Here is a 16,813-nt window from a genome sequence, read left to right as displayed (position 1 = left end):
GTCTCGACCGGTCACAATCAGATTGCCAATGAGAGAATCGTTGTAGGGCGAGATCGTGTCGCCCTCAAAATATCAGAAGTCCAGACGTACACCCGGACTTTCCGGCAACACCATGCTTCGGACTTCCCTGGGACTGGGCGGAAATCAGCCCAAGGGTCTTCGGCGTTGATACGGAATTCGATGGATATCCCTCACTAGCATACTCGAGAACGGGAGTGAGTTCCCTTCGACGGTAGTGAACATTCCGGATGATGTCGATACCCGTCACTTCCTCCGTGACCGGATGTTCGACCTGAACGCAGTCGTTCACCTCCAAGAAATCAATCTCGTCTCTCCTCACGGCAATATCGAAAATTGCCTGCTGGTTCAGATACGTTTCTAGGGACGATTTTGCCTCAGCCTATGGCCTTCATCCGCCGCACGGGCATGCATGGATTACATGTCGGCTTCCGAAGCCAAGGCTATGGATCGTTGTCCACCGTTGCAACAAGCATCCTTGCGCATCGACCAACCTGTGATGCTGGCCAGATAATCGGCCTCAGCGACTTGCGCACGTCACTTAGTTCAAACGCCGTCTCCAGTTGGATTGCATCAACACATCGCTCCAATTCACAAATTGACGCGCGACAATAATTATTAAATGCCAATTGACGCGCGACAATTTTCTATTTTAAGTATCGACTGGTACCCGGAGGGGGAAATATCTGAGGAGGTTCTCATGAAAGACTTTGGCCGTGCGCCGGCACTGGATGCACGTTACTGGAAACTCGCCATTGCCGGTGGAATGGCATCATATCTGGATTCGTCAGCCATCATTTCAGTCGGCATCAGTCTCGCGATCTGGAAGACCGCTTACGGCATGGATCCGTGGGCGGTCGGCTTCATTAGTGCAGCTCTTACATTAAGCATCGCCATGGGGGCACTGGTTGGTGGCCGGATTGCCGACGTTTTCGGTCGTCGGTTGATCTTCAACCTCGATCTGACGCTCTTTATACTAGGCGTCGCTATCATTATTCTCGCTCCGAGCCAGAATGCTCTCATAGCAGGCGTTATAGTAACAGGACTTGCTGCTGGCGCCGATCTTCCAACGTCGATCGCGGTCATTTCGGAGCGCGCACCAAAGGATGGCCAAGGCCGGCTTGTGGCGTTCACGCAAGTCATGTGGACAATAGGCATCGTGGTGAGCACCCTTCTGGGCTTCGTCGTCGCGAACCTTGGGATGACTGGCGTAAAAATACTGTTCGCGCATCTCATCATTGTTGCGCTGCCGACGTTGCTAGTACGGCTTTTCAGCAAGTCGTTCCAGGAGCTGGAGGATGAAACAAAGGCGAGGAACACTGTAAATGAAGATGAAATCGCCATCCCGCTGAAGATGATTTTAACAGCGCCGCACTTCGTCAAGGGCATTTTGCTGACGGCCGGTTTCTACATTTTCTATGGTCTCGTCGCCAACACGTTCGGTCAATTCAAGACCTATTTCCTTGTGACGGTTGGCGAAGCAACCCAATCAACTGCAACGGGATTCTCGTTTGCAGCAACGTTGATCGGTCTCGCTTGCGCATCGCTGTTCGCCCGCTCGGCGGACAGCGAGCAGAGAAATCAACTGTTCTATTTCGGTGCTGTCCTACTCGTTATCAGTTTGACGATTGCAGCCCTGTCTGGCGGCAAAATACTCTGGATCATGCTGGGCGTCCTGGTTCTTTACAATCTCAGCAACCCGTTTGCGGGTGAGGCGATCTACAAAGTCTGGAGCCAGGAATCTTTTCCGGTCAACGCGCGCGCAACCGTGCAAGGTTTCACTTACGCCATTGCCCGGTTTGTATTCGCCGGCTTCGCGCTTGTCACTCCGACCATCATAGCTTGGAGCCCTTCCGCTCTTTTCTGGATGCTTGTCGGTCTTGCCATAGTCTCAGCTTTCGTCGGCCACATCATTATCCGCACGACCGCACGTCAGCCGGTTGCAAGTGCGGAAACCCATGCCGAGGAAATCGCTTAGCGGCGCAATCTGCAACTAGCAAAACGCACGTATGCCAAAAAACCAGAGCGGCCCGATCATGAATCTTTCCAGAACCAATACGTTTACCCGGTCAGACCGGGCTGCTCAGGAGACAGAAAATCACGCCGTCGATTTGATGAGCCTTTCAGTAGGAAATGATGATCCATTCGCAGGATGTGATCTTATAGGGCCTTCCCGAGCCAAGGATCTGTCGGCCGGCGCGCCTCGTCTTTCGAAGCAGTTTCTGGTCGATGGAGAAATCGCTTCGGCCATTTTGTCGATTACGGCCCTCGGCTTGTACAAGGCCGAAATCAATGGTGTTCGAGTTGGCGATGACGTCCTTGCGCCGGGGTGGACCGACTATCGATATCGGCTCATGTACAGCCAGTACGACGTTTCGAAACACATCAGTACTGGTCGGAACACCATTGATGTGCTGCTCGGGAACGGTTGGTATCGAGGCAAACTTGGCCGGCCATCGCGCAGAGATTTTTATGGCGATCGGCTTGGCTTGTTGGCGTCGCTCAAGATCACGCTGCAGAGCGGCAAGGTTATCATAGTAACCAGCGACGAGAGTTGGACGGCGTCAAGTTCGTTCATCCAGTCGGATGACCTTTATGATGGCTGTTCTTTGGATTTTCGGCATGAGCCGCAGGCTCTTGGTGTCGAAAGGATCGCGTTTGACACAACAATCCTTGAGCGTCAAAATTTTCCCGGAATTAGGGTCACCCAGATGCGCCACGGCAACGCTCTCGGAACGCAGGATGATGGTTCCCTTTTATTCGATTTCGGACAGAACCTCGTCGGTTGGGTAAAACTATCGCTCAAGAAACCCGAAAGCGGCCGCAAGGTTGTCATTCGGCATGCCGAGACGCTTGAGAATGGGCGCCTGGCACTGCGCCCACTACGAGATGCCAAGGCGACCGACACCTATTATCTCTCCGGCCCCGATGACAGTATCCTGGCACCCGAATTTACGTTTCATGGTTTTCGCTACGCATCGATCGACGGTGTTCGCGAAGACGAGATCGCGACCATTGAAGCCGTCGTCATCGGATCTGCAATGAACAGGACAGGATGGTTTTCTTGTTCCAACTCCTTGCTGAACAAGCTTCACGAGAATGTCGTGTGGAGTCTCAGAGGAAATTTCGTGGGGATACCGACGGACTGCCCCCAACGGGATGAACGTCTCGGCTGGACTGCCGACATCCAGGTGTTTGCACCCACTGCCCTGTATCTCTACAACTGCATGGACCTGCTTGAATCCTGGCTACAGGATCTGACATTGTCGCAATGTCCGGACGGGTCGGTACCGGTGATCGTCCCGGATATCTACAGACGTCAGTCGGTTGCAACGGCGGGGTGGGGTGATGCCGCGACGATCGTTCCCTGGGTGCTCTACAATCATTCAGGTCGCGAGGAAATACTCGCATCGCAATTTGATACGATGTTGCGCTGGCTCGAGCGCATCGAGAGATCGACAGGCCCGGATCTTATCTGGCGAGGCGGGCATCAATACGGTGATTGGCTGGATCCGACCGCCCCACCCGACGATCCTGCAGCCGCCATGACCGACCGGGACCTTGTTGCGACAGCCTGCTTCTACAGGTCCGCGAAGATCGTTGCCGACTGTGCACGTACCCTCGATCGCGAAGTCGACGAAAAGAGGCTCCGTGACTTATCCTACAGAATATTTGACAGGTTTCACGCGACCTTCGTCACTCGGGAAGGCCGCCTCACTTCTGAGACGCAGGCCGCATACGCCATCGCAATCAGCTACGGCTTGCTGCATGGAAAACAGATGCAACATGCAGGTCACCGCCTCGCTGATCTCGTGAGAAAAACCGGATTTACGATTGCGACGGGGTTCCTCGGCACGCCAGTCATTCTCGATGCCCTGACAGCAACCGGCAATGAACATGTGGCTATGCGTCTACTTACCCAGACGCAATGCCCCTCATGGCTGTATCCGGTAACGATGGGAGCAACAACGATGTGGGAGCGTTGGGACAGCATGCTCCCCGATGGAACCGTCAACCCCGGCGAAATGACAAGCTTCAATCATTACGCCTTCGGTGCAGTGGCCGACTGGATGCATCGCAATTTGGCCGGTTTGCGCAGCGAAAGCGTTGGCTGGAAGACGTTTTCCGTTACCCCACCAACCTGGAGCGGTCTCAGTCAAGCCGAAGCACAGTTCGACAGTCCGTCCGGCAGCATCAGTGCATCATGGCACTATGGGGACGGCCAGCTACACGTGCGCATCAGCGTTCCAGAAGGAACTAGCGCAGTGGTCAATTTGCCACAAGAAAGCATTGCACTTCGTCCGGGAACACATTCGCTGTCGCGAATTCTCGATTTCGCGAACGGCTCCAGCGTCGCCCACTCCCTACTTCTCACGCGCGCGGCAATAGATGACGAGGAGACTTGGGACAGGGTCGAGGTAGCGATCAGGGAGTCTCGCCCGCTGTGGACATCCAAGCAGATTGCAACAGCAGCATTTCCTTATCTTGATAGGCCGCTCGAAGAGCTCAGCCGATGTGTTGGACTATCCATTCCGACCATTGAGGAGGACCGTTTGCGCATTCGTCTCCGGGATATCGCTACCATGTCGTAAAACGTGCTGATCTGTGATACCGGGTGCCTATGAGTTGCGTCTTCACGACATGGGCGCGCGGTGGGCGACAGGGAGGAGATTCATGAGCGAGGAACGAGCGCAAGTGGCGAATATGGCGGCGGTTGCGCGCATAGCTGGCGTCTCGCGCGCTACAGTTTCCAATGTCCTCAATCACCCCGATCGCGTCAAACCGGAAACCAGAATTGCGGTTACAATCGCGATGGAAGAACTGAAATTCGTCAGAAATAGTGTTGCAGCGCGGCTTGCAGCGGGCCGCGCAGATAGTATTGGCATTGTCGTTTCCGGCTTCGACCACTCCTACTCGTCAGAAGTGATCACCAGCGCGCAAGAGATTGCGCTGCGTGAAGGATTGCATATGGTCATAACCTGCAGCAATCACGACAAGTCGTTGCAGGACAAGCACCTGCGATATTTTCATGGCGCAGGAGTTGGAGCCGTTATCCTCGTGCCGATGCCGCACTCGGATGAGTCAATTAAAAAAGCGATCGCAAGAGACACGCGCCTAGTCCTAATTGACTACGACGGTGTAGCTCTCGGTTGTCCGAGCGTGAGAATTGATAACCTGGAAACAGGCCGCTTGGCATCGCGTCATCTGCTGTCGGCTGGCAAGAAACGCCTGCATTTTGTTGGCCCGGACGGAGTTCGCGCGGTTGTGGAGGATCGTTATACCGGAGCTGTAGAAGCTGCAAGACCAATATCCGTGATGCGGTCCGACGTCCATGGCCTGTCGCGGCAGGCAGCGGCAGCCCACGCAAAGGACATTGCGCGCCTGGCGCAGATGGGACAGGTCGATGGCGTGATCGCAGCCACGGATGTGATTGGCGCCGAAATGCTACTTGCTTTCCTGGAAGCTGGGCTTCGTGTGCCGACGGATATCTCCGTCATTGGGTGCGACCATAACGCCTTTGCGGCCAACGGCCGCATCCCATTGAGTACCGTTGACCTGCTAAGCCAACGTGTTGGCGAGACAGCGATGGAGCTCGCGCTGGCGGAGATAGATCATCGCAGGCTGTCGCAAAAAAACATTGTATTGACGCCCAAAGTGATAGTTCGCGGCACCTGATGAGGTTCATCTGGGGCGCGCCGGGGTGATTGTATCATCGTTGCCACGCAGAAAATCGCGCCTCGGCGGAGGTGGAACTCCGGACTGGCTAAGCCCGTCATCCACCCTGCTATCTCCGTCGCGAACGGACGGGGTTTACTTCAGGTCTTCCGCAGCCTTTTTTTGATTGCGGCGAGAACGCATGTCTCGTCAAGGTTCGCTCCCGGAGCATCGCCGACGCCAATCGTGTCAACTACAATATCGCCGGCCTCGACATAGGCCTGGAACGCCACCCCGTTCATCGCACCGTCCAGGACCATGGGGGCGCTCATTCCGGATAGCCTAAGCGCTCCGGTAAACGTCGTTGTCTTCCAATGGTCGCGCGGGACCGGTGAGCGGCATCGATCTCCGCAAGGGCCCCGTCCGCGAAGCCGAGACATCTTCGTGCTCATCGATTGGATCAAAGGCCGGTGAGCCGATCAAGCAAACCAACTTTCTCTAAGAGAGCCCCAATTCAGTTTTCCGATCAGCGCAAACTGGCGATCATTCTCTTCCTCGGTGCACTGCTCGCGTTAAGCACTGCATGCCTCGCATTGTGGTCTTTGGTATCGCTTGCCGCAGTGCGCACAATGAGATTTTTCACATCCAGAGATACCGGCCGGTCTTCGGGCAACTGATCCTCACTAATTCGGCCTGGATCTTACATGCATCGCGTTTTTCAATTGTATTGGCCTGGAAATATGATGTCCTGATCCACCAGTACGTTAAATTTGTAGCCAGGCCGAATCTGCAACGTTGGCTGCACGTCCATATTCCGCTGGATTGTCCGGTCGGCGGCTCGCCCGAAGGTCTCGGTAAAGTTGCGCCTTGCCGCGTCGGATGCCGTATCCTGGGTGGCAAGCGTTGATCTCTGGGGCACCGCCATGTCGATGCCCGTCCCGATCAGCGCGATCATGACCGCAGACCCGAAAGTCTTGAGATAGTGGTTGTTCACCTTGTCATAGAAGCCGCCGTAGCCCTCCGCGTCCGTGCCAGCCATGCCGCCAAGCTGCAATGTAAAGCCGTTAGGAAAGATGATGTCGGACCAGACGACGAGAACGCGGCTTTGACCGAATGAAACCTTGCTGTCATAGCGACCGAATAGTTTCGTGCCCTGCGGGATCAGCAGGCGATGGCCGGTCGCGCTATCATAGACATTCTGGCTGACCTGAGCGGTGATACGCCCTGGAAGGTCGGAATTGATGCCTGTTATCAATGTCGCCGGGATAACCGAGCCTCGTTTCAGTTCGTACAGGGACTGCTGCGGCACGACGCGGCTTGGCAGATAGCCGAGGTCCTTGAGGTCGGCATGAAGAAGTCTTCCTTGGAGCTCTGCCCGTTTGGATCGACGTTTTGCCCACCTAAGCCAGCGCGCAAGGCCGCGGCGTAAAGATCGGACGCGTTTGTGTTGGGGGCGCCTGTTGTCATCATCCGAGCTTTTGCACTCTCATCTTTTTCCGAGCGCGCCTCCAGCTTGCCGCGATCGATGGCAAGCGGCGCGTCATAGGCGGAGTCTCGTGCCTGCATCCGTGCCATCCGCTGACGCTGCTGCTCGCGCAGAACCTGCTCCTGTTGCTCACGCGCCAGGCGCGCGCGCCACACTTCTTGCGGCTCCAATTCCGATCCGTGCCGTTGCTCTTGTCTCTGTTCGGGCTGCGTGAACGGATTGGCCGCCTTCTCTTCGACCTGTTTCGTCTCGACCGGCGTCGGCTGGAACGTCGTCTGCTGCTGCGGCTCGCCAATGATACCGTCGGTGACGCCGCGTTTGATCTGGTCCGCATAGGTCGAGGCTGGATTGCCGGAACTCGTGTCCAGACCACTATCCTTGCCAAAGTAAAGTCCGCGCGAGGCGAGCCCATAGAAAATGACGCCGAGAAAGACGACCAACAGCACAATCACGACGATGATCGGCACGCGGTTTACCCGCTTGATCCCCGTTGTAGCCTGACTGTTCGCAGCACCGCCAAGGTTGAGGGATTGTACCATGATGTTCTCCCCTACCCGCGCCGCATCAGCGACAGGGCGCTTGCCGGTGTCGCACCAGATGTCGTCAAGGTATAGGCGCGTCCGAGTTCAACACTGCTCGTCGAGAGCCGTGCAAGCACTTGGCCATCATAAGGCATGATCACATAGGCGAGCGGGATGACGGCCGCGCCGCTATCCGTCTTCTGATCGGTGACAACGGCATAACCCCATCCCTTCAACGCCGCTTCGAGCGCCTGTCCAAAAGGAGAGCCATCCTGTTTAAGCGCCACGGTCGCCTTTCCCTGTCCGATCTGTTCGGCAAGACGGCTGACCATATCGCCGGCGATCGCGCCCGCCGCCGGTCCGGAGATTTCTGGAGGTGCCGCGCTCGATGCGAGACCATCGGGATCCATCGACTGGCATCCGGAAAGGAGGATGGCGAGGACGCAGGCGTAAGCAAGGTGGCGGAAGGGGCCGCGGCGGTTCGGTCTGTGGCGAGGGAGGTTTAGCATCATCGCCCTCCCCTGCTGATCGTCACCTTCTGCTGTTTCCAACCGACGCCTGAGATGAGGACGGCACGATCGATATTATAGTCGACCACCATCATGTTGCTCTTCAAGCGATAATTGACGATGCGGTTCTGGCCGCCCGAGACGACGAAGAGGACCGGCGCATCCTGACCAGAGATCGACCGCGGAAACTGGATATAGGTTTTCTGCCCGTCCGAATAGACCCGTGTCGGCCGCCAGCCGGCGCTGCCCGAGACGGAATAGGCGAAACTCAATTGCTCGGCAGGAACGCCAGCGCCTGGAATCGTGCTGGCTTCCAGCCGCGCGTTGACGTCGGCAAGCTTTGCCGAGACATCCTCGGGATACTCAAACCCGACGCGTGCCATATACTGCGTGCCATGCGATTTCAGCTGGATATGATAGGTCCGCCGCGACGTCGTCACGACCATCGAGGTGACCAGACCGGGCTCCGATGGTTTGACGATCAGATGGATCGCCTGCCCACCGGCCGCGCCCGAGGTTGCAGGCTCGACCTTCCAGCGCACGGTGTCGCCGACCAGCACATCGCGAACGACCTCGCCACCCTGAAGCTCGATGTCGCAGACCTGCAGCGGTGAGCAGACAACGGACGGCTGCACTTCGCCATACAGGAAGATCACCTTTCCATCCGCACCTTTCGTGACGAGCCCGCGGCTCCCACGCCATTGCGTCGAAATGCCCATGCCTTTCGCCTCGTTGGCAGTGACACCGTCGGCGGCGAGAGAAGTAGACGAGAAAAGGGTTGAAGAGGCAGCAACGACGATAGCAATGATGCCGGCGCTCATCGTGACCCGAGATAGTTCGTGTGATCTGTTCATGTTCGGGGCCATGCCTTTCAAAGCTGCGCAGTCCAATCAAAGTCGCGGAGATAGAGGCCGATAGGGTTGAGGCGGATAACGCCCTCGTCCTGAGGCGGCGTCAGTGTCACGGTGGCGATGCCGCGAAAGCGGCGAGTGGCAGTCTCCTTGCCGCGGCGGTCGCGTTCGAACTCCGTCCAGTCGATCTGGTAGCTCTGGTTCGACAGCGCGACGATGTTGTTGACCTCGATCGCCACCGTCGCGGTCTTCGCCGTCTCGAAGGGCGAATTCGAACGAAACCAGGCATTGACCTTTTCCGTGCCGGGATCGGACGTGCGCAGCAGCCCATAGGTCCGGTCGATATATTGCTTCTGCACGACCGCATCCGGCGTGACGGAACGGAAGTTGGATACGAAATTGCCGAGTGTGGCGCGCACCACGCGTGGATCGGCATATTCGATCTGCTGCGGGAAGCCTGCATTGACGGCCGTACCAAGCTTGTCGACTTCGACGATATAAGGGATCAGCTTCACCTGGGTACTCTGATAGAGCGCGTACCCGAAGCCGATGACGGCCATGGTCATGCCGGCAATGCCGACGATGCGCCATGCGGCAGCCGCTTTCACATAGGAACCGTAGCGCTCGTTCCATTCGTTGCGCGCAGCAACATAGGGATTATCGGGAATATTCTGTCCGGCCATTCTGTAGCGTTCCGTCACTTGCTGTCATTGATCGGCGGTGGTGGGGGCGGTGTGCCCGGCCGGCCGGATTGTTGATCGAGCTTGGCGTTGGCAAGGCCGAGCATCGATCCGGCATAGGCGCCGGGCGAGCCGATCGCTTTTTCTTTTGCTGCGGAGCCGACCGCACCTGCCGCCCCGCCAATCCCGGCCTGCATGCCGCGCAGCGCAGCGCTGCCGAGAGATGCTCCACCTGCCCTTGCAGTCGTCGCCGCCTGAAACCCTCTGCTCGCCGCTGCAGTTGCCAAAAAGCCGGCACCCGCCGCAAAAGACGCGGCCTGCCCGCCATGGCGAATGGCTTCCATTCCGCCACCGACCGACGCGCCCTGGACCACGCCCTGCAGGATGGGCGGCACATACATCGCGATGACGAAGACAACGACCGAGATACCGGCGATCGCCAGCGTGGTGATGAATTGTTCCGATGCCGCCGTTGGGGCCTCGGCCAGACCGAGAAGGATGTCCGAGCCGATCTTGGCGATCATCACCAGCGCCATCAGCTTCATGCCGACGGAGAAGGCATAGACAAGATATTTGATCGCGAAGTCCTTAGTATGGGAGGAACCGCCGAGCCCCAGCATGATCATGCCGGCAAGCAGCCCGAGATACATCTCGACCATGACGGCCACGAAGATCGCAGCGACTAGCGAGAAGGACACGACGACAACGACCATGGCGAAGACGGCGGCGATCGCCAGCGCATTATCCTCCCACAGGCCAAACTTCGCCTGTTCCGACATCTTGGTCGCGACACGAATGCCGGCATCAAAGATGTTGGCGGGAGAGGCGGAGCCACCACCGGCACCAATCTGATAAAGACTGTCGACCACTGCCTTGGCGAACTCAGGTCCTCTGTCGAGAATGAAGACGAACAGGCCGATGAACATGATGCGCTTGACCAGTTCAGCAAACCAGCTGTCGAGCGAGGCAGCGTTGATTGCCAGCCAGACTGCCGCGATCCCGACCTCGATGCCGGCGAGGATCCAGAACAACGAGCGAGCTGCATTCATCACCGTCGTCTCCCAGCCCTTGGCAGCGGTGACGACGGAATTTTCGAGTGTGGTCAGGACCTGGCCCTGTTGCGCCAGCGCTGGGGTGGTCGCAAGCAGGACGACCGCGATCGCAATGAACATTCGTTCAAGCGTGCGGGAAGAAGGAACGGCTACCATCGCGGCTTCATCTCCTGACCGCCGCGGATATCGCGGTCGGAGTTCCCACCAAAGAACTGTTCGCGATGTTGGCGCTGTTCTTCATCAGAGGATGAATTCATTGGGCCGGTGCCTGACCCTGAGACTGGCGTGGCCTGCTGCTGAACGACGACCCAGGTGATAAAGCTTGCACCGGCCGCGGAAACGACCGCGACGAGGGTGATAATGACGACCAGACGCGGGCTCACCAGCGCGGCTCCATCGTCTGGCCCCCCCTGATGTCACGCTCGGTCCCGCTGAAGAATTGTTCGCGCCGGGCCTGCGCCAGATCTTGTCTCGCCTGCTCGGACTGGAACCACGTTCCCATCATTGTCATCTGCTGGGAAACCAAACCCCGCAGTTTCTGCATCTGCGCGACCTGCTGCGCGGCGATCTCGTGCCCGACCTGCAAGGCCTTCATCTGGCCGTCGGACGATTCCGACATCGACCTGAGCTGCGACATCGTGCTCTCCTCGCTGGAGAATTGTTCGGCCGTCAGGTTGGCGGCCTTCAGGGTGCCGGCAATCGTGTCGCGATTGGTGGCGGACCAGCTCTGATATGTCGTGGAAAAACTCGCCCCGTCCGGCAGGTTGCTCTTCATGTCGGCGAAGCTCTGGAAACGCTGCTTGAGGACATCGTCGGCATTTCCCATGGAGAAGGCGACGCCCTGGCCCTGGTTAACGACGTTCTGGAGGTTCTTCAGATCGTTTTCGACCTGGCCCCAGACATGGTCCGGAAGCTGCGCCGTGTTCTGCAGCATGTTCTTGTAGATGTTGAGCTGGTTTTGAATCTGCTCGGCCAGCTGCGAGATCTGGGTTATCTGATTGTTCACCTGCTCGGCAGATTTGCCGACGAGACTGATCAGTTCGGTATTGTTGGCAAGCTGCGTCCATTCTGTCGCCTGTCCGGTGACGCCACCGGCCTGCGCTGGAAGCGGGAGGGCGGACGAGAGCATGAGGACCGCAGCAAGCGCGGTGTGCAATGTCCTATTGGGTTTGGAAGAGCGTGTCGGCATGGGCGACCCCCCTTTGCTGGAGCCATTGAAGAGGCCATGCGGCCCCATGTTCGAAATGAAGGGCGCGGATGCGCTTGAGGTCTTCCTTTCCGGATGCCCCGACGAAGGAGAGCGCGACGGGACCGAGCGCCATGTCGAACAGGCGCCGGCCCTCGGGCGAAACGACGTAGTAGTCCCGCTTCGGGATCGCTGTTGCGACGATCTCGATCTGCCGCTCGTTGAAGCCGATGCGTTCGTAGAACTCGCGCGTGCCCGGCTCACGGGCCGCACCGTTCGGCAAGCAGATCTTGGTTGGGCAGCTCTCCTTTAACACATCGATGATACCGGAGCGCTCGGCGTCCGAGATTGACTGGGTGGCCAGTACCACTGCGCAATTGGCCTTGCGCAACACCTTCAGCCATTCCCTGATCTTGTCCCTAAACACTGGATGACCGAGCATCAGCCAGGCTTCATCGAGAATGATCAGGCTGGGTGCACTGGTGAGGCGCTTTTCGATGCGTCGGAAAAGATAGGTCAGAACGGGCACAAGGGTGCGCTCGCCCATGTTCATCAGTTCCTCAATCTCGAAGCACTGGAAGGCGCCGAGCGCCAGACCGTCCTCCTCGGCGTCGAGAAGCTGCCCCATAGGCCCATCGACAGTGTAGTGGTGCAAGGCGTCCTTGATCTCCCGCATCTGCACGCCGGAGACGAAGTCTGAAAGGGAGCGCCCGCGGGACTCGGCCATCAGGCCGACCTGCCTTGAGATTGCATTGCGGTAGTCCGGAGTGATCGTCACGCCCTGCAATGCCACCAGCATCTCGATCCACTCGGAGGCGAAAGCACGATCGCTATCGGTCGAGAGCTCGGCCAGCGGGCAAAAAGAGAGTACCCTTCCGTCTCCTGCTTCCTGAGCATCGCTACCGATCTGATAATGATCGCCGCCGAGCCCCAGCGTCAGCGGCAGCATCGAGCCCCCCTTGTCGAACGCGAAGATCTGCGCACCGGCGTATCGTCGGAACTGGGCCGCGATCAATGAGAGCAGCGTTGATTTGCCGGAACCGGTTGGGCCGAAGATCAGCGTGTGGCCGACATCGTCGACATGCAGGTTCAGCCGGAAGGGTGTCGATCCGCTAGCAACCTGCATCAGCGGAGGCGATCCGGCCGGATAGAATGGGCATGGCGCCACCGGGCTTCCCGACCAGACCGAATTAAGCGGGATAAGGTCCGCGAGATTGCGCGTGTTGATCAGCGGCTCGCGGATATTGGCATAGGACACGCCCGGCAGGCTGCCGAGGAAGGCATCAGTCGCGTTGATTGTCTCGATGCGGGCACCAAAACCTTCGGCCTGGATCAAGCGGCGGACCGCCTCACACTTCTCCTGAAGACGGGTTTGGTCCTCATCGAAGAGGACGATGACCGGCGTATAGTAGCCGTAGGCCACCAGTTGCGACGAGGCTTCGGCGATTGCGTCCTCTGTCTCTGCCACCATCACCATGGCATCCTGGTCGAGTGACCGCGACTGCGTCTGGAAGAGCTGATCCAAGAATGGTCTGACCTTCTGCTGCCACTTCTTGCGGGTACGCTCGAGCCTTGCGCGCGCCTCCTCGGCGTCAAGGAATACGAAGCGGGACGACCAGCGATAAGTGAGCGGCATCAGGTCAAGACTGTTGAGTATTCCCGGCCAGCTTTCGGCGGGCAGGCCGTCGATCGCCACCACGCCGAGAAATCGGTTCTCGACAAGTGGCGTCAGACCGTGCTGCAGCTCGGCCGTGACCAGCCAGTCGAGATACATTGGGATCTCTGGCAGGCGCACCGGATGATTTTCCCCGGTGATGCAAAAGCGGATGAACTGGAAGAGTTCGTCGTAGCGGGCGACACGATGACCGCCGCGCTCCGGCGTTTCGCATGTCATCATCCGTCGGATCGAAACAACATTGGCAAGATACTGTTCGACCTCCCGGATCGACGTCAGAAAGGTTTCGAGCGCCTTGTCGGCATAAGTGGCGGACCGGCTGGCGGTGTCCGAATAGATATAGCGGGTCAGGCCGGACCTGCGTGGCTCCGGCGGCCGCCAAGTCAGGATCAGTGCATGCCGGCTCTCGAAATGCCCTCTTTCCTTCTCAAAATGTGCCCGTCGCTCCGCGTCGATAGCGCGGGTGACGAGATCAGGAAAATGGCAGCCGGATTCTTTGGGGTAATTTGCGGTCGGCACCCTCACGGCCTCGACCTGAATCATCCAGCCGGAGCCGAGTCGTGACAGGACCGCATTGATCTGGCGGGAGACATCGTTGCGCTCGGCGTCCGTCGAGCTTTCACTGTCAGGCCCGGCAAAGTACCAGCCGGCCATCAGCGAGCCGTCCTTCAGCAGGACGACGCCGTTATCGACTAGGCCGGCATAGGGCACGAGATCGGCGAAGGATGGTCCGGAATGACGGAAGGATTTGAGGGCAACCATCTCGACCCCTTCAGAATTTGCGCCACGGCGACGATGTCGCGCGGTAGAAGGTTTTGTAGGAGATATGCCGGATATAGACCCTTCGCATCAACGGATCGGCTTTCGCCATCATGCGAAGCGCCCCAACAGCGACCAGCCAGATTGCGATCCCGAACAGAGCGGCATACCAGGTGAGCACAACGAATATCAGGATGACGGCGGCGAGCGCCGTGACGAGGACAAGCTCGCGATCGGCGCCCATCAACAGGTTGGGACGCGACAGGGCTCGATGCACCCGGGACCGAGTAAGGTTTGAGCCAGCTTCAGCCAAAATGCCACCCCCCTGCCACGGATAGTGTCGTCACGGGCCTAGGGACATTTGGAGCAGCCCCTGCTTCGGCATGGTGCCCACCGATCGACGCACCGGTTGCACCGAAAAGAGCGACGATCTGTGTCGCGCCGAGGAGAACGCCGCCGACCAGGGCGACGTAGCAAAGGCGACGCGCAAAATCGTTGAGTTCTCCGCCGAAAATCAACATGGCGCCGGCGATCGCGACTGCGGCAAGGGCAATGAACCCGGCGACGGGACCGGTGATCGACTGCTGGATCTGCTGCAGTGGCGACTCCCACGGAAGACCACCGCCGCCGGAGCCCGCGAATGCGGGCGCTGAGATAGTGAAGGTGATGGCGGCGACCGTGATTGGTGCAAAAATGGGATAGGTCTTACGCAACATGACTGTCCTCGTCGATCTGGGCATAGTGTTCGGTCTGGTAGTGGTTGTTGCGGTATCCCTCGATATGGATCACCTCGCGGACCCGCCTCCCCTTTCCCGTCCGCTCGACCGAGACGACGAGATCGACCGCCTCGCTGATCACCTCCTGCATTGGCTGCTGGCTGGCCTCGGCAGTCAGTTGCTCAAGCCGGCGCAGCGCCGACATCGCGGTGTTCGAATGGATGGTAGTGACCCCTCCGGGATGACCAGTGTTCCAGGCTTTCAAGAGGGTCAGCGCTGCTCCGTCGCGGACCTCGCCGACGATTATGCGGTCTGGACGCAGTCGCATGGTGCTTTTTAGCAATCGCGCCATGTCGACCGTATCGCTGGTATGCAGGCAGACTGCGTTTTCGGCGGCGCACTGGATTTCGGCGGTATCCTCGAGGATCACCATGCGATCATCTGGCGCCGCCGAGACGATTCCGGCGATGATTGCATTGGCGAGGGTGGTCTTGCCGGAGCCAGTACCCCCGGAAATGACGATGTTCATCCGAGCATCGATGGCACTGCGGATGGCTGATGCCTGGGCCTCCGTCATCACGTTCGAGGTCACATAATCATCGAGCGGGATGAGACGCGAGGCGCGACGACGAATCGTGAACGCCGGCGCGGACACGACGGGTGGCAGCAGGCCTTCGAATCGATGGCCCCCGATGGGCAGCTCCCCGGAGATGATCGGGCGTTCGTCGTCCGCTTCCGACTGCAGAGCGTGGGCGACACTGCCTATAACCACTTCCGCGACCGCTGGTGTCATCAGCCCGGCTTCGGCCACACCATGACCGAGGCGTTCGATGAACAGTCGGCCGTCAGGGTTGAGCATGATCTCGACGACTGTTGCATCGTCAAGCGCTAGGCAGAGCTGGTCGCCAAGTGCGTCCTGGAGTTTGCGGACAAGTCTTGTATGGGAGCGAAGCTGGGTCACGCTGCGCTCCTCTCCGAATGATCATCGGTACGGGGAAGAGCGGACCGATAGTTCGACGGGCGAACCTGTTCGAAGCTCTCCTGATCCGCTGGAAGTATGCCGGCAATGGCGACGGTATTTCCGATCGCGACGGGTACACCCATACGCGCCATCGGCCATCCCGCCCGGTTCAGGATACGCTCGAAGCGAAGGTCGGTGGCGGTGACGATCTTGTCATAGCCGTTTGCCATCGACCATTCGATGATGCCGGCGAACATGGTAAGAGTCACAAGGTGGAGTTGGCCCCCTCCCCTGCCGGCGGGCAAGGTCGTATCGACGCAGAAGCGCGAGCTCTCGATCATTGCACCGGACGCATGGAGCGAACCATCAGCGAGCAGCTGCGGGAAGGTCCGTTCCAGCATGGTCGGGCCGAGTGCCGGAAGGAGGCGTGTGCATCCGACAACCTTGCTGCCGCCAAAGGTGGTGAGGATGTAGGTTGGATTGAGGTCGTCGTACTGATCCCTCTCGCCGCCATCGGTGACGGTGACGTCCCATTCGAGCCGCTCGCTGAATACGTTGGCGCGCAGCCGGTACATCTGCTTCAGAAGGTTTCGATGCTCGACATATCGGTCGGGCGAGATTGCAAGAACCTGCATTCTTATCTCCGCTTGAACTTCGTCAGGCGGGATGAAGATCACCTCAATCCACGGTTGGCTATCTGCAGATCTGCAGATGCTGATTCTCTCGCAGGAGGGAGCCATGAGC

15 protein-coding genes and 2 pseudogenes are annotated in these 16,813 nt (G+C 58.5%); 3 read left to right on the top strand and 14 right to left on the bottom strand.

Going from position 1 to position 16,813, the window contains the following annotated elements; all coding sequences use genetic code 11:
- Nucleotides 1-64 precede the first annotated feature (64 nt).
- Nucleotides 65-310 (bottom strand): hypothetical protein, encoded by a 246-nt coding sequence (locus tag GSF67_RS25050; protein ID WP_244399819.1) that lies wholly within the window; start codon nt 308-310, stop codon nt 65-67.
- Between the two features lie 408 nt (nt 311-718).
- On the opposite strand from GSF67_RS25050, the gene GSF67_RS25045 reads away from it, so the two are divergent.
- The 3 genes from GSF67_RS25045 to GSF67_RS25035 all read left to right on the top strand — a co-directional run bounded on the left by GSF67_RS25045 (nt 719) and on the right by GSF67_RS25035 (nt 5,694).
- Nucleotides 719-1,996: an MFS transporter gene (locus tag GSF67_RS25045; RefSeq protein ID WP_006312348.1), complete on the top strand. Its 1,278-nt coding sequence runs from the start codon at nt 719-721 to the stop codon at nt 1,994-1,996.
- A gap of 31 nt (nt 1,997-2,027) precedes the next feature.
- Nucleotides 2,028-4,610: an alpha-L-rhamnosidase gene (locus tag GSF67_RS25040; RefSeq protein ID WP_006312347.1), complete on the top strand. Its 2,583-nt coding sequence runs from the start codon at nt 2,028-2,030 to the stop codon at nt 4,608-4,610.
- A gap of 82 nt (nt 4,611-4,692) precedes the next feature.
- Nucleotides 4,693-5,694 (top strand): LacI family DNA-binding transcriptional regulator, encoded by a 1,002-nt coding sequence (locus GSF67_RS25035; protein WP_006312346.1) that lies wholly within the window; start codon nt 4,693-4,695, stop codon nt 5,692-5,694.
- Between the two features lie 206 nt (nt 5,695-5,900).
- On the opposite strand, the pseudogene GSF67_RS25030 reads toward GSF67_RS25035, so the two are convergent.
- From GSF67_RS25030 to GSF67_RS24970, 13 genes and pseudogenes are all read right to left on the bottom strand, one after another.
- Nucleotides 5,901-6,125 (bottom strand): annotated as a pseudogene (locus GSF67_RS25030) (IS630 family transposase); the annotation flags it as partial.
- 266 nt (nt 6,126-6,391) lie between these two features.
- Nucleotides 6,392-7,698 (bottom strand): annotated as a pseudogene (gene trbI / locus GSF67_RS25025) (IncP-type conjugal transfer protein TrbI).
- 11 nt (nt 7,699-7,709) lie between these two features.
- A complete protein-coding gene (gene trbH, locus GSF67_RS25020) occupies nt 7,710-8,189 on the bottom strand; it encodes a conjugal transfer protein TrbH (protein ID WP_006312342.1) in 480 nt (159 codons plus the stop codon).
- A complete protein-coding gene (gene trbG / locus GSF67_RS25015; protein WP_006312341.1) occupies nt 8,189-9,010 on the bottom strand; it encodes a P-type conjugative transfer protein TrbG in 822 nt (273 codons plus the stop codon). The genes trbH and trbG overlap by 1 nt, the downstream gene beginning before the upstream one ends.
- A gap of 50 nt (nt 9,011-9,060) precedes the next feature.
- Nucleotides 9,061-9,723 carry a conjugal transfer protein TrbF gene (locus tag GSF67_RS25010; RefSeq protein WP_006312340.1) on the bottom strand — a complete coding sequence of 221 codons (663 nt, stop codon included), beginning with the start codon at nt 9,721-9,723 and terminating at the stop codon, nt 9,061-9,063.
- A 14-nt stretch (nt 9,724-9,737) separates the two neighbouring features.
- The gene (gene trbL, locus GSF67_RS25005; protein WP_006312337.1) at nt 9,738-10,928 is read right to left on the bottom strand and encodes a P-type conjugative transfer protein TrbL; all 1,191 of its coding nucleotides are present in this window, start codon (nt 10,926-10,928) and stop codon (nt 9,738-9,740) included.
- Nucleotides 10,922-11,155, bottom strand: coding sequence for an entry exclusion protein TrbK (gene trbK, locus GSF67_RS25000; RefSeq protein ID WP_006312336.1), 234 nt, complete (start codon nt 11,153-11,155; stop codon nt 10,922-10,924). Before trbK ends, trbL begins: the two co-directional genes overlap by 7 nt.
- The gene (gene trbJ / locus GSF67_RS24995) at nt 11,152-11,961 is read right to left on the bottom strand and encodes a P-type conjugative transfer protein TrbJ (RefSeq protein ID WP_035215087.1); all 810 of its coding nucleotides are present in this window, start codon (nt 11,959-11,961) and stop codon (nt 11,152-11,154) included. Before trbJ ends, trbK begins: the two co-directional genes overlap by 4 nt.
- Entirely contained in the window at nt 11,933-14,395 is a 2,463-nt protein-coding gene (locus GSF67_RS24990) for a conjugal transfer protein TrbE (protein ID WP_006312326.1), read from the bottom strand. The genes trbJ and GSF67_RS24990 overlap by 29 nt, the downstream gene beginning before the upstream one ends.
- A gap of 10 nt (nt 14,396-14,405) precedes the next feature.
- Nucleotides 14,406-14,705, bottom strand: coding sequence for a conjugal transfer protein TrbD (locus GSF67_RS24985; RefSeq protein ID WP_035215083.1), 300 nt, complete (start codon nt 14,703-14,705; stop codon nt 14,406-14,408).
- Entirely contained in the window at nt 14,698-15,108 is a 411-nt protein-coding gene (locus GSF67_RS24980) for a TrbC/VirB2 family protein (protein ID WP_006312317.1), read from the bottom strand. The genes GSF67_RS24985 and GSF67_RS24980 overlap by 8 nt, the downstream gene beginning before the upstream one ends.
- On the bottom strand, nt 15,098-16,069 hold the full coding sequence (gene trbB / locus GSF67_RS24975; protein WP_006312315.1) for a P-type conjugative transfer ATPase TrbB: 972 nt from the start codon (nt 16,067-16,069) through the stop codon (nt 15,098-15,100). Before trbB ends, GSF67_RS24980 begins: the two co-directional genes overlap by 11 nt.
- The gene (locus GSF67_RS24970) at nt 16,066-16,704 is read right to left on the bottom strand and encodes an acyl-homoserine-lactone synthase (protein WP_006312313.1); all 639 of its coding nucleotides are present in this window, start codon (nt 16,702-16,704) and stop codon (nt 16,066-16,068) included. The genes trbB and GSF67_RS24970 overlap by 4 nt, the downstream gene beginning before the upstream one ends.
- Between the last annotated feature and the right edge of the window lie 109 nt (nt 16,705-16,813).

It is taken from the genome of Agrobacterium sp. CGMCC 11546, assembly GCF_013365515.1.
Lineage (GTDB): Bacteria > Pseudomonadota > Alphaproteobacteria > Rhizobiales > Rhizobiaceae > Agrobacterium > Agrobacterium fabrum.
This window is presented reverse-complemented; position numbering and strand designations above follow the sequence as displayed.

Bases quoted from the DNA above. Each gene is read 5' to 3' on its own strand.
- GSF67_RS25045 (WP_006312348.1), top strand. From the start codon at position 719: ATGAAAGACTTTGGCCGTGCGCCGGCACTGGATGCACGTTACTGGAAA.
- GSF67_RS25040 (WP_006312347.1), top strand. From the start codon at position 2,028: ATGCCAAAAAACCAGAGCGGCCCGATCATGAATCTTTCCAGAACCAAT.
- GSF67_RS25035 (WP_006312346.1), top strand. From the start codon at position 4,693: ATGAGCGAGGAACGAGCGCAAGTGGCGAATATGGCGGCGGTTGCGCGC.
- trbH (WP_006312342.1), bottom strand. From the start codon at position 8,189: ATGCTAAACCTCCCTCGCCACAGACCGAACCGCCGCGGCCCCTTCCGC.
- trbG (WP_006312341.1), bottom strand. From the start codon at position 9,010: ATGAGCGCCGGCATCATTGCTATCGTCGTTGCTGCCTCTTCAACCCTT.
- GSF67_RS25010 (WP_006312340.1), bottom strand. From the start codon at position 9,723: ATGGCCGGACAGAATATTCCCGATAATCCCTATGTTGCTGCGCGCAAC.
- trbL (WP_006312337.1), bottom strand. From the start codon at position 10,928: ATGGTAGCCGTTCCTTCTTCCCGCACGCTTGAACGAATGTTCATTGCG.
- trbJ (WP_035215087.1), bottom strand. From the start codon at position 11,961: ATGCCGACACGCTCTTCCAAACCCAATAGGACATTGCACACCGCGCTT.
- GSF67_RS24990 (WP_006312326.1), bottom strand. From the start codon at position 14,395: ATGGTTGCCCTCAAATCCTTCCGTCATTCCGGACCATCCTTCGCCGAT.
- GSF67_RS24980 (WP_006312317.1), bottom strand. From the start codon at position 15,108: ATGTTGCGTAAGACCTATCCCATTTTTGCACCAATCACGGTCGCCGCC.
- GSF67_RS24970 (WP_006312313.1), bottom strand. From the start codon at position 16,704: ATGCAGGTTCTTGCAATCTCGCCCGACCGATATGTCGAGCATCGAAAC.